Source organism: Pseudomonas nitroreducens NBRC 12694 (assembly GCF_002091755.1).
Lineage (GTDB): Bacteria > Pseudomonadota > Gammaproteobacteria > Pseudomonadales > Pseudomonadaceae > Pseudomonas > Pseudomonas nitroreducens.
Genome location: NZ_BDAI01000005.1, coordinates 82,897 through 98,309, shown reverse-complemented (window position 1 = coordinate 98,309; position 15,413 = coordinate 82,897). Strand labels below are relative to the sequence as shown.

Genomic DNA, 15,413 nt, shown 5'->3' with positions numbered 1-15,413 from the left:
CGGAGTGAATGGGCTTAATTGGATAGTGTTGGACTACGTTTCCGGCCCCATTCCCCTTCGGCATAGCCCCGTTCCAGCACCTGTTTTTGTGGTGAGATAACCACAGCGGCGCGCCCCAGAGCCCCGTTTCAGAGCCTCTCAATTTCATCATTTCCGAACGCTGAATCACTGGCGCGAGCGCCTGCATTCCGGCGACGGGCACGCTCATGCCCAGGAAATGCAAACGAGGAAAACGCGATGAGCCTAGAGGGACTGATCAACGTCGTTGCTCTCGTGCTGACGGCCTACCTCCTGGGCGGCGGCGCTCAGCTCAAGCAGCCCATCATCCCTTCCTGCTGGATCAGTCCGGTGCAGCTGGAGTGCTGGACGTTCGCCGCGACGCCGGCCGGGAGCGCCAGGCACGAGCGGTAGGCCGAAGGCGCGGCGACGTCCCTGTAACACGTCTAACAACACACGTAGCGAATTGGACATTAATGGATAACGTTGGAGAATTCAGATGGCAAAGTTTGGTGATCAGCGTCGACTGCTCGTTCAACCTGACGGTCAAATCATCGAGTCACCGCGAGGCCGCCTCTTCATCGACGGCTATACGGCGAAAATGACCGACCTTTCCGGGGTGCGCGTTTTGCGCTGCGGCGTGGATACCGTCCGCCAGTTGTACAACGGACTGATTCGCCCCGAGGTCATCGCGCTATTCGACTCCCAGGAACCTTTCGTCGAGTTCGCCGGCTACGAGTGGTCCAAGGGGCGTATCGGGCGCGACTCCGGGTATCAGTTCCGTCTGCAGAATGCAGACCTCGGCCTGATCCTGCTGATCAAGAATCACAACATGAAGCTGGAGAGCATCGGCTCTCACCTCAAGATTGAGGTTTCGCCACATGCGATTGATGGCGTAGCTCCGAAGGCGCTCCAGGGACTTATGGATTCCCTCGCGGCAGCGGTGACGACTCACTGCGAACCTAACCAATGTGCCGTCCACATCGCCCTGGACGTGCAAGGTTGGACCCCGAAAGAAAATATCGTGGATCGCATGCACTGCCGATCCAATCGGGTACGCCAGATCAGCGGCATCGACCGCATCGAGTTCAACGGCAACGCCTCGGTCTACGGACGTGGTGAAACCTACATGTTCGGCTCGCCGACAGGGATTCAGTTGGCGGTCTACAACAAGTCGCTACAGGCCCGCGCTACCGACAAGCTCGATTACTGGAACGCAGTCTGGTCCACCCACAACGGCAATCCGTTTGGTGACAGCGACGCAGCCTACAACCCCAAGGAACCGGTCTGGCGCATCGAGTTTCGCTACCACCACACCATCATCAATCAGTTCGCTCAGGGCTCCATAAAGGCCTCTGGTGGCGTGATCGGCACCCGGACCTATGAAGGTATCTCCCAGCACCTCGATCACCTCTGGGTGTACGGCTGCGAGGCGTATCGGCTGCTCGGTCTGCGTACTCAGCATGACCCGTTCTGGACGCTCATCATGCAAGACGTGAAGGTCCAGGTGGAGGCCGATCCGCTCATCGAGCGTGTCGAGTATCGGCGCTATCGCAAGACCGCTATGGGCTTCTCCGGCAAGAACTGTGAGATGTTCTTGGGCCAGTTCATCAGCCTGATTGCACGCGAGCGCATCCCCGCAAAAAAGGCGATTGAGTCCGCCTACAGCCTCGAATTCTGGCACGTGATCGAAGACCACTACTTAGCGAAGGGTTGGACTCGGCGGGACCTCGAAAAGCACATCAAGAACCTGATCTCAGACCGCTATTTGCGAAGGGGATATGCCGTCTGATGGCAATCACGAAGCTGGAGGATGGACGCTGGCTGGCTGATATCGAACCCATCAAGGGCAAGCGCTTCCGCAAGCGATTCAAGACCAAGGGCGAGGCTCAACGCTTCGAAGCCACGGTTCGGCAGAAATGCATCGAGAATCCTGTGTGGAGCATCAAGCCCAAGGATCGCCGTAGGCTCTCCGAGTTGGTGCAACTCTGGTACGACCTGCACGGCCATTCACTGCGTGATGCGCCTCGGCGGCTGTCCAAAATGCTGCAATTGGCTGCTCGCTTGGGGGACCCGGTGGCGACGGCCTTGGATGCGTCTTTGTATGCGAGCTTGCGGCGGAAGCGGCTTGAGGAGGGGATATCCGGGAAGACCCTGAACAATGAACTGGGCTACCTCCGCGCGGTGTTCAATGAACTGAAAGATCTGGGCCAGATCGACTACGGCAACCCGCTGGCGGGGGTGAAGCTGCTCAAGCTGCAAGAGCGCGAACTGTCATGGCTGACTACCGAGCAGATTGGCGAGCTTCTCGACTCCATCCGCACCCGTTGCGACAACCCGCATACCGAGCTGGTGACGCTGCTTTGCCTGGCTACCGGTGCTCGATGGTCCGAGGCGGAAAAGCTGCCTGCGCATCGACTCCAGGGCAACGTCGTAACCTATGCCGGAACCAAGTCAGGGAAGGTACGCCATGTACCGATTCCACCAGAGCTGGCTGACCGGGTGAGGGCGCATTGGCGAATGCACGGCCCGTTCACGTCCTGCATCACATCCTTTCGCCGCGCCCTGGAGCGCACCTCTATCCATTTACCGCAAGGCCAAGCTAGCCACGCTCTCCGGCACACATTCGCCAGCCACTTCATGATGAATGGTGGCAACATTCTCACTTTGCAGAAAATCCTAGGACATTCAACTCTCGCAATGACTATGCGATATGCACATTTGTCCCCTGATCACTTGAAGGACTCGATCAGATTTGGCCCCCTTCAGAGCTACATGTTGTAGTACTTTGAGCCGAAAGCTACCGTAAGTGGCGCCCCGTCATAAAGGCAGCTTGCAGTTATTTTAAGCTGTCTTTTGTGGTCGTAATATGTGTGGAAATGAGTTTTTGTTCGAACTAGTTCTAGTTCGGATAGGCCGATGCTCAGTGCGCCTAAAAGAGCTTCGGAATTGAATTCTTGGTTCTGGTAGTGAGGTTCGGTTTTTTTGAAGTCAATTTCAATAAAGCTAATGAAGTTTCCTTCTGATTGAAGGGTCATTTTGCAATCTTCATTTGCTACTACGATGTTTCCGAACTCGTTAACTTTTTCGCCTGTTGCTATCTCGGCGCGATCGATAGTTAAACCGATATACTGGAAGGGACGATGAAACGGTCGGCTCATTAGGCGTAGGCCATAGGAAATGGCCTTGTCAGTGGCGGTAGCGAGGCTGCTCTCGGTTTTCTTGGGGTTTAGAATGTTCTGGTTGTAAACTACACCCATTGAAGCTAGGAGCTTCTTGAAAGACCCTTCGTATTGGCTCTCATCCTTGAAGTCACCGTAGAGTTTTCCAGGTAGTAATCCAGGAAGCTCGCATTCTGCCACTACAAGGGGAAGTACTTTAATTTTCTTTCCACCTATCTGATAACTCATCGCTACGTCGAGTTCATTAGCGACCCAAGGTGCAGCGATGGAGTGGGGCGATACGATAACTGCAAAGTAGTCTGAGTTATCAATTCCTTCTCTGATTTTTTGAATCAGGGAGTCCCCAATTTGCATCTCTGCTTCATCCAGCCAGCATATGACGTTGTGCGCTTCTAGATCCGCAGCGAGTTTCCGGACAAAAGGCTTATCGTGGTGGTTGTGGCTCAAGAAAACTCTAATGCTCATAGCTGGCTAATCCTTTAGGCTGCTTTCAGTCATGTGTCGTCTGCTGAGCAGAGCAGGCGGCTGCTCTGCGGTGCAGCTGAGGCATTTTCGACATTTCTTCGACAATTTGCAGCAGAAACGAAAAAGCCCCTGAAATTCACTAGGAAAATCAGGGGCTTATCGTTTGCGTTTGGTGGAGCCGGGGGGATTTGAACCCCCGTCCGCCAGTTCTCCGCTGTCGGTTCTACATGCTTAGCCATCTCTACTAGGTTAACTCCTCGCGGCCCGAGTGGCAGGGCGCTTGGAGCGAGCTGTATGAGTTTTAGCCGTTACGTCTACAGCGAACTTGGCGGCGATCCTGTTCTATATGACAGACCTAATCTTCGGGTTTACAGGCATCCCCTAGGGTCTGCTAGCGGCACTTAGGCTGCTAGGGCGTAGTTGTCGTCGTTGGCAACTATAAAGTTGTGGCAGCTGATTTACGAGAACTGTCACCTACTCGGCATGCCCCTAGAGTTTTGTTACCGGCGTCGAATCCTAATCGGCCCCAAAACCTGTCAAGGTCGGGATTCATTCTACGGGAAAGCCGCCCCGATAGCCACCGGGGCGGTGTGAAGGCTTGTCAGGCCAGGAATTTCAGGACGGCTTCGGCCACGGCCTCGGACGATGCGGGGTTCTGACCGGTGATCAGGCCGCGGTCGACTTCGACGTGGCTCTGCCAGTCCGGGCCCTTGCTGTAGCGGGCGCCGTTGGCTTTGAGCATGTCCTGGACGAGGAAGGGCACGACGTCGGTGAGGCCGACGGCTTCCTCTTCGCTGTTGGAGAAACCGGTGACGTGGCGACCCTGTACCAGCGGTTGGCCGTCCAGCCCGCGAGGATGGCGGAACACGGCCGGGGCGTGGCAGACGGCGGAAACGGTCTTGCCGCTGGAGTGGAAGGCTTCGATCAGGGCCACCGAGGCGCGGTCCTCGGCCAGGTCCCAGAGGGGGCCGTGGCCGCCGGGGTAGAAGACGGCATCGAAGTCGTCGGCCTTCACCTCGCTGAGCTTCACGGTGCTGGCCAGCGCGGCCTGGGCTTCGCTGTCCTGGCGGAAGCGCAGGGTGGCCGGGGTTTGTGCGTCTTCCTCGTCGCTCTTGGGGTCCAGCGGTGGTTGGCCGCCTTTGGGCGAGGCCAGCGTCAGGCTGGCGCCGGCATCCTTGAAGACATAGTAGGGCGCGGCGAACTCCTCGAGCCAGAACCCTGTTTTCTTGCCGGTGTTGCCGAGCTGGTCGTGGGAGGTCAGGACTACCAGGATTTTCATGCTCACTCCTTCGGCGTATCGCTAGTCGTGCGGCTGCCGCCGAAGCGGCAGCCCGGACTGTCAGTGTAGGCAATGAGCCGCGCGCGTCAGCGCGACAGGGTGACACCCAGATAGGCGGCATACAGCACGCCGTTGAGCAGCAGCACCCAGACCGGCAATCCACTGCTGCGCTGGGCGTTGAGTCGTAGCCAAAACGCGGCGCCCAGCGTGATCAGCACGCCGGTGAGGACCTCGATGCGCGGCTGCCAGGGCGTGAGCAGGATGCCGATGGCGGGCAGCAGGGTGCCCTGGAAGACCATGGCGCCACTGATGTTGCCGAAGGCCAGGGTGTCGCGGCCGCGGCGGACCCAGAGGATGCTGTTGATCTTCTCCGGCAGCTCCGTGGCGATGGGGATGATCAGCAGCGACAGCAGCAGCGCGGAGAGGCCCAGCAGGTGCGACAAGCCTTCCACCCCATGGATGAAGCCCTTCGCGCCCAGCACCAGCAGCGCCACACCCAGCAACAGCTGGAGCAGGATGGTGGCGAGGTTGATCGGCAGGCCGATGCGCGACAGGTACATGTGGTGGTCGGCTTCGGTGCCGTGGCCGTCGTCCACCAGGCTCCGCGAGGCGCGCAGGGTCAGGGTGATGTAGGCGACGTAGGTGAGTACCAGCAGCACGCTGAGGGCGATGCGCACGGAGCGCAATTGCGCTGGTACGAACATGGCGATGGTGGCGAAGCTGAAGGCGACCAGGAAGAAGTTCAGGTCACGCTGCAGGCCGCTGCGTTCCGGGCGGATGCGTCCGAGTAGGCCGCGGGCGCGCCAGGCGAAGCAGGCCATCAGGCAGGTGGAGAGGGTAGAGAGCATCAGCGGTGCGCCGAGGATGGCGCCGACGCCGACTTCCTCGTTGAGCGTGATGTTGCTCGTGCCGGCGAACAGGGCGAGCAGCGGGATCAGGGTTTCCGGCAGCGCCGTGCCGACGGCGGCGAACAGCGAGCCGGTGACGCCTTCGGAGATACCCAGGCGTTCGCCGAAGTGTTCCAGTGCGTTGGTGAAGAGTTCGGCGGCGACCAGGATCACCAGCAGCATGCCGAGCAGTTCGAGGATGAAGGTCAGCATGCGTGCAGCTCCAGACAAGTGGAGCGAAGAATGGGGTGGTGCATCACGGTGAAGCTCCCGGCCGGTGTAGTACCCATGACCACGCATCTCCCCGGCCGTTGCGGAGATCACGTGGTCAAAGGTCTTGCCAGGCTAGTCTGCTGGCGACGCCATGGCCTGAAATCCGTCTACGATCTGCTGCGCGTCGGCATAACTGCGTTGAGAACAGCTGAGAAATGCTCATTTACTATTCGTAAACTGCGCTTTCTCCGCTGCTCTCGCCTTGTTCTGCTCTAGCTCGCGAGATCGTCAACTGATTTGGGCCAAGTGTGTTGACGTCGCCCCCGTTCGCGGAACGGTCGGCTACTCCCCAATGACGCCGCGCATTTTAGCGGATCGGCCGCGCAGCTCAACCCATGGCTTACCAGGTATCGATCAGTGGACGCTTTTTCCCCTGGCGCTGCGCCGGACGTGGCGTCGAAGCCAGCCCGCGGAGCAGCCAGCGACGGGTGTCGGCCGGGTCGATGACGTCGTCGATCTCCAGGTAGCTCGCCAGATTCAGGCCCTTGCCGTTGCGGTAGGCCGCGGCGACCAGCTTGTCGAACATCGCCTGGCGCTCCTGCGCATCTTCCACGGCAGCCAGTTCCTTGGCGTAACCGAGACGGATAGCACCTTCCAGGCCCATGGCGCCGAATTCGCCGCTGGGCCAGGCCACGGTGAACAGCGCCGCGTGGAAGCTGCCGGCGGCCATGGCCTGTGCGCCGAGGCCGTAGCCCTTGCGCAGCACGACGGTGAAGAAGGGCACCGTAAGGCTGGCGGCAGTAACGAACATGCGCGAAACGTGGCGCACGGTGGCGGTCTTTTCCGCCTCCGGGCCGACCATGAAGCCGGGGGTGTCGCACAGCGAGATGATCGGCAGGTCGAAGGCATCGCACAGCTGCATGAAGCGCGCGGCCTTGTCGCCGGCCTCGGCATCGATGGCGCCGCCCAGGTGCATGGGGTTGTTGGCGATCAGGCCGAAGGGTTTGCCTTCGATGCGCACCAGCGCGGTGATCATTCCGGCGGCGAAGCCACGGCGCAGCTCCAGCACCGAGCCACTGTCCGCCAATTGTTCGATGACCTGGCGGATGTCGTAGACGCGCAGACGATTCTCCGGCACCGCATGGCGCAGCAGGCGCTGGTCGGCGCACTGCCAGTCGGTGATGTCACCCTGGAAGTAGGCGAGGTACTGGCGGGCGATACGGGTGGCTTCGGCTTCATCTTCCACCAGCACGTCGATCACCCCGTTGGCGCTCTGCACGTCGCTGGGGCCGACTTCCTCGGGGGCGAATTTGCCCAGGCCGCCGCCTTCGATCATGGCCGGGCCGGCCATCCCCAGGCTGGTGTCGCGGGTGGCGATGATCACGTCGCAGCAGCCGAGCAGGGCGGCGTTGCCGGCGAAGCAGCGTCCGGAGACCACGCCCACCAGCGGCACCAGCCCGGAGAGCCGCGCCAGGCCGACGAAGCTCATGTTGTCCAGCCCGGCCACGCCGACGAAGTCGGTATCGCCGGGGCGCCCGCCGCCGCCTTCGGCGTAGAGCACCAGCGGGATGCGCCATTGCTCGGCAAGGTGCAGCATGCGGTCGGTCTTCTTGTGGTTCATCACGCCCTGGGTACCGGCGAACACCGTGTAGTCGTAGGCCAGCACCAGGCAACGGGCCTTTTCGTCGCCGAATTGCGCGGCGTTGATACTGCCCAGGCCGCTGACCAGGCCGTCGGCGGGGCTGCTGGCGATCAATTCCTCGACGCTGCGGCGACGACGCTGGGCGGCGATGGCCAATGCGCCGTATTCGATGAAGCTGCCTTCATCGAGCAGGTCGGCGAGGTTTTCGCGGGTGGTGCGCTTGCCGTTTCGGTGGCGCTTGGCGACAGCGTCCGGGCGGCGCTCGTCGAGGCCGATGGCGTGGCGTTCGATGACTTCCGCGAGGTCCGCGCGGATGGCGTCGAGAGCGATGGCGGCGCTGCTTTCGTGGTCCTGCGCTTCGATGTCGGCCGGCTCAACGAACAGCAGCGCTTCGCCTTCGCCGAGGCTATCGCCGGGGGTGGCGGCCAGGCTATGGACGATGCCGCTGGCGCCGGCCTTTACCTCGAACTCCATCTTCATCGCCTCGACCACGGCGATGGTCTGGCCCAGGGCGACGGCGTCGCCGGGAGCCACCTGCAGGCTGACGAGGACTCCCGCACTGGGCGTGGCCAGCGGAACGCAGCCGGTGGGGGCTTCACTCGCGCGCTGGGCTTGCGGCGCAGCGCTGGCGTGGCTGAAGAATCGGTGCGGATGGGTGTGGTCCTGCGCATCGAGCAGCGCCGGCAGGTGTTCTTCGATATAGCGCGTGGTGACCTGGTTGTCCGCCACTGCAGGCTGGCGCAGCAGGTTGAGCAGCAGCGGAATGTTGCTCGCCACACCTTCGAGGCGGAATTCGCAGAGGGCGCGGTAGGCGCGCTGCACCAGCTGTGGATAACCGCTGCTGCCGTGGACGATCAGCTTGGCCAGCAGCGAGTCGTAACCGGCGCTGTTGCGGTAGCCTGCGTAACCGTAGCCGTCCACGCGCAGGCCGGGGCCGCTGGGTGGTTCGTAAGCGCTGAGGGTGCCGCAGGCCAGATGCGGTGTGCCATCGCTGGCGAGGCTTTCCAGGTTGATCCGCAGTTGCAGGGCGTGGCCGCGCGGCGCGGGAATCTCGGCCTGAGTCAGGTTCAGCTCGGCGAGGCTGGCGCCGGCGGCGATGCGCAGTTGCGCCTGTACCAGGTCGATGCCGGTGACCGCTTCGGTGACGGTGTGTTCCACCTGCAGGCGCGGGTTGGCTTCCATGAACACGAAGTCGCCGCTGTCCTCGTCCAGGAGGAATTCGAAGGTGCCCAGCCCGCGATAGTTCACTGCCTCGGCCAGGCGCACGGCGGCGGCGAGGATGGCGCCGCGCAGGCGTGGGTGCAGGTTGGGGCTCGGGGCGATCTCCAGCAGCTTCTGGTTGCGTCGCTGCAGGGTACAGTCGCGTTCCCACAGGTGGCTGACGCTGCGGCCGTCGCCGATCACCTGCACTTCGATGTGTCGGGCGCGCTGGATCAGGCGCTCGACGTAGAGGCGATCATCGCCGAAGGCCGCGCGGGCTTCGGCCTGACAGCGGGTGTAGGCGTCGGGGATTTCCTCGCCGCTGCGCACCGCGCGCATGCCGCGGCCACCGCCGCCGGCCAGTGCCTTGATCATCATTCCGGCGCCGGCGGGCAGTTCGCGGAAGAAGCGCTCGGCGTCTTGCTGCGAAGTGGCGTGATTGCTGCCGGCGACCAGTGCCACACCGTGGTCGCGGGCGAGATCGCGGGCGCGGGCCTTGTCGCCGAAGGCCTCCAGCACGTCTGCCGATGGGCCGACGAAGGTCAGGCCGGCGGCTTCGCAGCGGCGGGCGAAGTCGGCGTTCTCGGAGAGGAAGCCGTAACCCGGGTGCACCGCGTCGCAGCCTTGGGCCAGGGCGATGTCGATGATCTGTTGCTGATCGAGGTAGGCGCTGGCAGCGCGCCCCTTGAGGGCAGCAGCCTGGTCGGTCTGGCGAGTGTGCAACGAGGCGGCGTCGTCTTCGGCGAAGATCGCCAGCGTGTGGATACCCAGCTCGGCGGCGGCGCGGGCAATGCGGATGGCGATTTCGCCACGGTTGGCGATGAGCAAGCGGGAGACGGGCATGGCGATTCCGTTGTGATTCTTGTGATCGGGAATCGCACCATCTTAGGGAGCGGCGGAGGCGGGGGAACGAACTGCGGCCTCGCGAATGGCGCAGGCTTCGCCGCCGTTATGGGCGGCGACCGGCGCAGTGGCCGGTCACCGCGACCGGGGTCACCCGTTGGCTCCGCCGTCGCCGGCGTTGTCCTTGAGCAGCTTCAGGGCTTTTTCGGTGTGCGCGATGCATTCCTTGGTGTTGCCGGCGGCCTGGGCCTGGGCGGCCTTTTCCTGCAGGCGCATCGCCTGTTCCTGGGCCTGGGTGTTGTTGGTGGTGGTTTTCACCGCGTCGTCGACTTTCTGCAGGTTGGTGCTGCACAGGTCGTCAGCAAAGGCCGGCGAGGCCAGCAGGGCGGCGGTGATGAGCAGGGCGGCGCGTTTCATGGCAGTTCTCCTGTCACGTTGGACCGATGGTCGGCGGCCCGGAAAGGCCGGCCGTACAGGGTGGACTGCGGTTTTTTACGCGGGGTTCAGAGTATTTGGCCGGTTGTTGTCGGGAGTTCGACGCAAACGCCAAGGCCTGCGCCTTCCAGCCCTTCGTGCAGGCTGATGCGCCCGCGGTGGATTTCCACGATGCGCTTGACGATGGGCAGGCCCAGCCCGCTGCCGCTGCTGCTGGCGACGCTGGGGCTGCGGTAGAAGCGGGTGAAGATCGCCGCACGCTCGGCGGGGGCGACGCCGGGGCCGTTGTCGCGGACCCAGAGCGTCAGACGGTCGCTGCTGGTTTCCAGGGTGACGGAAACGCGGCCGCCTTCGGGGGTGTAGCGCAAGGCATTGCCGACCAGGTTGGTGAGCATCACCCCGAGCCAGGCGGCGACGCCTGGCAGGGTGGCTTCCTGGCTGTCGAGAGTCAGGTCGATCTGCTTGTCGATTGCCTGGGGCGCGAGGTCGGCGATGGTGTCTTCGGCCAGCAGGCGCAGGTCCACGGGGGCGAAGATCTCGTGCAGTTCTTCGGCGTCCAGACGGGCCAGGAGGAGAATCTGCTCCATCAGCGCGCTGATCCGCTCGACACTGCGGCTGACCTGTTGCAGGCCATGGGCGTGGGCGGCAGGGTCGGAAGAGCGCAGCGCTACCTGGGCGTGGGTGCGCAGGCTCGCCAATGGTGTGCGGATTTCGTGGGCGGCATCGCTGGTCAGGCGGCGTTCGGCCTCCATCGCCGAGTTCAGGCGCTCCAGCAGCAGGTTCAGTTCGTTGACCAGGCTGTGTACCTCCACTGGCGCCCGGCTCAAGGCCAGTGGGTGCAGACTGTGGGCGCTGCGCTGGTGCACCTGCTCGATCAGGCTGCGCAAGGGAGCCAGACCCTGGCGCACGCCGAACCACACCAGCACACCGATCAGCGGCAGCGCCAGCAATAGCGGGAACAGAGCGCTGAACAGCAAGAGGTGCAGCGTCTTGTGGCGGTAATGCAGGTTCTCGAAGACCCAGATGCGCACTTCGTCGGCGCCCGGCGTGGCCATCTGCAGTACACGCCAGTTGACGTCGCCGCTGAGCAGGTCGGAGAAGCCCGGCGGTTGTGCCTCGATGCCGTTCGGGGGCTTGTGCGTGGCGAGCAGCGGTTGGCCGCGATACCAGATAGCGTAGCCAAGTGAGGCTTCGCGGCGAAGCAGCGGCAGCCCTTCGATGGCTTTGCGGCTGCGCGCGAGGATTTCCATGGCGTCGCTGGACTGCGGATCGATGGCGTCGGCGATGTCCACCAGGCTCAGGGCGGCCTGGCCGAAGTCGATCATGTCCTGGTCGTAGAGGCGGTTCACCTGTTCGCGGGTCAACTGATAGGTGAACAGCCCGGCCACCAGCCACAGCAGGGAAACGCCGCCGATCAGCATCAGCAGCAGGCGCCGGCTGATGGAGCCGGCGCGGCGCGGCGTGCCGCTCAAGGTTGGGTGGCGCCTTCGGGGCGGTCGATTCCGTAGCCGATGCCGCGCACGGTGCGGATCAGGCTGTTGCCCAGTTTGCGCCGCAGGTGGTGAATGTGGACTTCGATGGCGTTGCTCTCCAGGTCACCGTCCCAGCCGTAGAGGGCTTCCACCAGTCGCGCACGGGACAGCACCTTGCCGCGTTGCTCCAGCAGCAGGCGTAGCAGCGCGTATTCGCGCGGGGCCAGATCGACCGGTGCGCCCGCCAGGCTGACCTGGTGGGTGGCCGGGTCCAGTGAGAGTTCACCATGTTTCAGCAGCGGTGCGGCGCGCCCGGTATGGCGACGGGTGAGGGCGCGGACGCGGGCCAGCAGCTCGTCGAGGTCGAAGGGTTTGGTCAGGTAGTCGTCGGCGCCGGCGTCCAGGCCTGCCACGCGATCAGCCACCTTGTCGCGGGCGGTGAGGATCAGGACCGGCGTCAGGTCGCCGCGCCGACGCAGGCTGCGCAGCACCTCCAGACCGTCCTTGCGCGGCAGGCCAAGGTCGAGCACCAGCAGGTCGAACTCGTCGGTTTCCAGCGCCTGCTCGGCAGCGACACCGTCGTTCACCCAGTCCACCGTGTCGCCTTCCAGCCCCAGCCCCGCGCGAATGCCATCGCCCAGCAACTGGTCGTCTTCCGCCAACAGGATTCTCATCTTCGCTCCCTTATCGCGCAGCGCCGCCGCGGCCATCCCGAGCAGGATAGCCGCCGCGGCGGTTTTGCGGCAGAGGGTGACAGCGCCGGCTTAACAGGGCGTTAACAAGGGATGACGCCGTGGGCTGGGGGCGAGCGCGGACAGAGTCCGCTTCCTCGTTGGCCGGGGGCCGGCAGGAGCCAGCCATGTTCGCGACCCACCAGCGTTAGAGAGGGCGCGCCCGAGTCACGCGGTCCACCAGATAGACCACCCCGCGATAGTCGATGCCGCCGTGGGCGGACAGGCCGATTTCGCAGGTGCGGCTGGTGGAGACGCCTTCCTCGCAGTACTGCACCGCGTCCTTGAGCGTGCGCAGCGAGTGGGCGTTGAGCTCGGGCGTGGTGAAGCCCTTGTCGCCAGCGAAGCCACAGCAGTGGATGCCCTCGGGGATCACGACTTCGCGGGTGCAGCGCTTGACCAGCTCGATCAGCGCCTGGCTTTCGCCCAGGTGCTGGGTGCTGCAGGTGACATGCACGGCCACCGGCTTGTCCTGCGGCTGGAAGTCCAGGCGCTCGACCAAGTGGGTGCGGATGAACTTCACCGGGTCGTAGATCTTCAACCGGTCGTCCGCCAGGTCCTGCACCAGGCGCAGGGTGCAGGGGCTGGTGTCGCAGTAGATCGGATCGAGGCCGCCACGGCTGGCGCGCAGCAGCTCGGCGAGCAGCTCGTCGCGCTTGGCGTCAGCCTGCTGCTGGTAGCCCTTGGAGGCGAAAGGCTGGCCGCAGCAGAGGTTGTCGGCGTTGTCCGGGAAGATCACCTGATAGCCGGCTTTCTCCAGCAACTGACGAGTCTTGTCGATCAGCGGCATCTGTTCCTCGTCCGCCGCCGCCGGACCCATGGCGCGGGACACGCAGGCAGTCAGGTAGACCACGCGTGGGCGGCTGTCATCGAGTGTGCGCGGCGCTGCTGCGAGGCGCACCGGTTGCGGCATTGCCGGCGTCCACTGCGGCACACGGCCCTTGCTGGCGTGGCTCAGGGAGGCGCTGAGGCGGGCCAGGCGAGGCGCACCGAGCAGCATGCGCGCACCGTTGGCCGCATGCAGCATGAACTTCGTGCCCTTGATGGCGGTTGAGAAGTTGCGTGCCAGCCAGGTGGCAGTGCCGGCGTGGTGCGCCTCTTCGCCGCGCAACTTCCTGATCAGCTCGCCGGTGTTGATGTTCACCGGGCAGCGCTGGGCGCACAGGCCGGTGGCGGCGCAGGTGTCGATGCCCTGGTACTGGTAGTCGCGCTCCAGTTCGGTGGTGTCGATGCCGGCGCGGCGCTTGGCCTGGATGTCGCGCCACATCACGATGCGCTGGCGCGGGCTCAGGGTCAGCCCCTTGGACGGGCAGACCGGCTCGCAGAAGCCGCATTCGATGCACTTGTCGACGATCTCGTCGGCGGCCGGCAGCGGCTTGAGGTTCTTCAGGTGCAGCTGTGGGTCGTCGGTCAGCACCACGCCGGGATTGAGGATGCCAGTGGGGTCGAGGAGACGCTTGAGTTGCCACATCAGCTGGTAGGCGTCATGGCCCCATTCCAACTCGACGAAGGGCGCCATGTTGCGCCCAGTGCCGTGTTCGGCCTTCAGCGAGCCGCCGTACTCCACGGCGACCAGGTGCGCGACGTCGTCCATGAAGGCCGAGTAGCGGGTGATCTGTTCGGGGGACTCGAAGCCCTGGGTGAAGACGAAGTGCAGGTTCCCCTCCAGCGCGTGGCCGAACAGGATGGCTTCGTCGTAGCCGTGCTTGTCGAACAGCCCGATCAGGCGGTTCACGCCCTCGGCGAGCTGTTCGACGGGGAAGGTGACGTCCTCGATGATCACCGTGGTGCCAGTCTCACGCACCGCGCCGACGGCCGGGAAGGTGTCCTTGCGAATGCGCCAGAGCTGGTTGTAGACGACCGGGTCTTCGCTGAAGTCGACCTGCTTCTCAACCGGGTAATCGGCGATGGAGGCCATGATTTGTTCAAGCTGTTCGTGCAGTAGCGACTGGGTCGCCGCGCGGGATTCGATGAGCAGCGCGCAGGCGCCTTCGGAGAGGCTCTTCACCCATACCGGCATGCCTTGCATGTTTTCCACCGAGCGCAGGCTGCGGCGGTCCAGCAGCTCCACGGCGGAGACCGGTTGCTGCTTGAGCACGGTCACGGCCTTGCAGCAGGTTTCCACGTCGGGGAAGACGATCAGCGCGCTGGCCTTGTGCGGGTGATCCGGCACGGTGTCGTAGGTCACTGCGCTGATGAAGCCCAGGGTGCCCTCGGAGCCGACCATCAGGTGGGTGAGGATATCCAGCGGCTCGTCGTAATCGACCAGCGCATTGAGTGACAGCCCGGTGGTGTTCTTCAGACGGTACTTGTGGCGGATTTTCGCGGCCAGCGAGGGGTTGGCGCGGGTCTGTCGGCCCAGTTCGGCGAGCTGCTCGAGCAACGCGCCGTGGCTTTCGCGGAAGGCGGCGATGCTCCCGGGCAACTCGCTGTCCAGCAGGGTGCCATCGGCCAGCAGCAGGCGCATGCCAGCGAGGGTGTGGTAGCTGTTCTGCGCCGTTCCGCAGCACATGCCGCTGGCATTGTTGGCGACGATGCCGCCGATCTTGCAGGCGTTGATCGAGGCCGGGTCCGGGCCGATCTTGCGGCCGAAAGGCGCCAGCCAGGCGTTGGCCTGGGCACCGATGACGCCGGGCAGCAGGCGGATCTGCGTGCCGCCTTCGCGAATGTCGCGGCCATTCCAGTTGTCACCCAGCACCAGCAGTACCGAGTCGCTCACGGCCTGGCCGGAGAGGCTGGTGCCGGCAGCGCGGAAGGTCACTGCGACCTGGTGGGCGTGGGCGGATTTGAGCAGCGTGGCGACTTCATCCTCGCTCTCGACGCGGATCACCAGCTTGGGGATCAGCCGATAGAAGCTGGCATCGGTGCCGAAGGCCAGGGTCGAGAGCGGGTCGTCGAAACGGCGTTCGCGGGGAATCAGGTGTTCTACCGTATCGAGGAAGGCGGTGGGGAGGCTCATGGCAGCTCCATTCATCATCGGTGAGCGTGGGCCGCTGGACGGCCCATCGGTGTTCTTTTTTTGCGTACACAAGGTGCGCTTTTTGCCGGGATGCTCCCAGGCTACCGC

Annotated in this window: 11 protein-coding genes and 1 other RNA gene; 3 read left to right on the top strand and 9 right to left on the bottom strand. The window is 63.7% G+C overall.

Features of this window, described 5'->3' with window-relative positions:
- The first annotated feature begins 237 nt into the window (after positions 1-237).
- From PNI01S_RS28515 to PNI01S_RS15250, 3 genes are all read left to right on the top strand, one after another.
- Positions 238-411, top strand: a complete 174-nt coding sequence (locus tag PNI01S_RS28515) for a hypothetical protein (protein WP_167632566.1) — start codon at positions 238-240, stop codon at positions 409-411.
- A gap of 85 nt (positions 412-496) precedes the next feature.
- Positions 497-1,789, top strand: a complete 1,293-nt coding sequence (locus PNI01S_RS15255) for a phage replication initiation factor (RefSeq protein ID WP_084358528.1) — start codon at positions 497-499, stop codon at positions 1,787-1,789.
- Entirely contained in the window at positions 1,789-2,781 is a 993-nt protein-coding gene (locus PNI01S_RS15250) for a phage integrase (protein ID WP_084358527.1), read from the top strand. The genes PNI01S_RS15255 and PNI01S_RS15250 overlap by 1 nt, the downstream gene beginning before the upstream one ends.
- Here the strand turns inward: PNI01S_RS15250 and PNI01S_RS15245 are convergent.
- The 9 genes from PNI01S_RS15245 to PNI01S_RS15205 all read right to left on the bottom strand — a co-directional run bounded on the left by PNI01S_RS15245 (position 2,769) and on the right by PNI01S_RS15205 (position 15,305).
- Positions 2,769-3,626, bottom strand: coding sequence for a toll/interleukin-1 receptor domain-containing protein (locus tag PNI01S_RS15245; protein WP_256576657.1), 858 nt, complete (start codon positions 3,624-3,626; stop codon positions 2,769-2,771). The genes PNI01S_RS15250 and PNI01S_RS15245 overlap by 13 nt on opposite strands.
- Before the next feature lie 188 nt (positions 3,627-3,814).
- Positions 3,815-4,172: a transfer-messenger RNA gene (gene ssrA, locus PNI01S_RS15240) on the bottom strand.
- Positions 4,173-4,245: 73 nt separating this feature from the next.
- Positions 4,246-4,923, bottom strand: coding sequence for a type 1 glutamine amidotransferase domain-containing protein (locus tag PNI01S_RS15235; protein ID WP_024764811.1), 678 nt, complete (start codon positions 4,921-4,923; stop codon positions 4,246-4,248).
- 86 nt (positions 4,924-5,009) lie between these two features.
- A complete protein-coding gene (locus tag PNI01S_RS15230; protein ID WP_084358525.1) occupies positions 5,010-6,023 on the bottom strand; it encodes a sodium:calcium antiporter in 1,014 nt (337 codons plus the stop codon).
- Positions 6,024-6,423: 400 nt separating this feature from the next.
- Positions 6,424-9,708, bottom strand: coding sequence for an acetyl-CoA carboxylase family protein (locus tag PNI01S_RS15225; RefSeq protein ID WP_084358524.1), 3,285 nt, complete (start codon positions 9,706-9,708; stop codon positions 6,424-6,426).
- 150 nt (positions 9,709-9,858) lie between these two features.
- Entirely contained in the window at positions 9,859-10,125 is a 267-nt protein-coding gene (locus tag PNI01S_RS15220; protein ID WP_024764813.1) for a PA2433 domain-containing protein, read from the bottom strand.
- An 86-nt stretch (positions 10,126-10,211) separates the two neighbouring features.
- A complete protein-coding gene (locus tag PNI01S_RS15215; protein WP_084358673.1) occupies positions 10,212-11,564 on the bottom strand; it encodes a sensor histidine kinase in 1,353 nt (450 codons plus the stop codon).
- 47 nt (positions 11,565-11,611) lie between these two features.
- Positions 11,612-12,289 carry a response regulator gene (locus tag PNI01S_RS15210; RefSeq protein WP_037017122.1) on the bottom strand — a complete coding sequence of 226 codons (678 nt, stop codon included), beginning with the start codon at positions 12,287-12,289 and terminating at the stop codon, positions 11,612-11,614.
- A 205-nt stretch (positions 12,290-12,494) separates the two neighbouring features.
- The gene (locus tag PNI01S_RS15205) at positions 12,495-15,305 is read right to left on the bottom strand and encodes an FAD-binding and (Fe-S)-binding domain-containing protein (RefSeq protein WP_084358523.1); all 2,811 of its coding nucleotides are present in this window, start codon (positions 15,303-15,305) and stop codon (positions 12,495-12,497) included.
- Between the last annotated feature and the right edge of the window lie 108 nt (positions 15,306-15,413).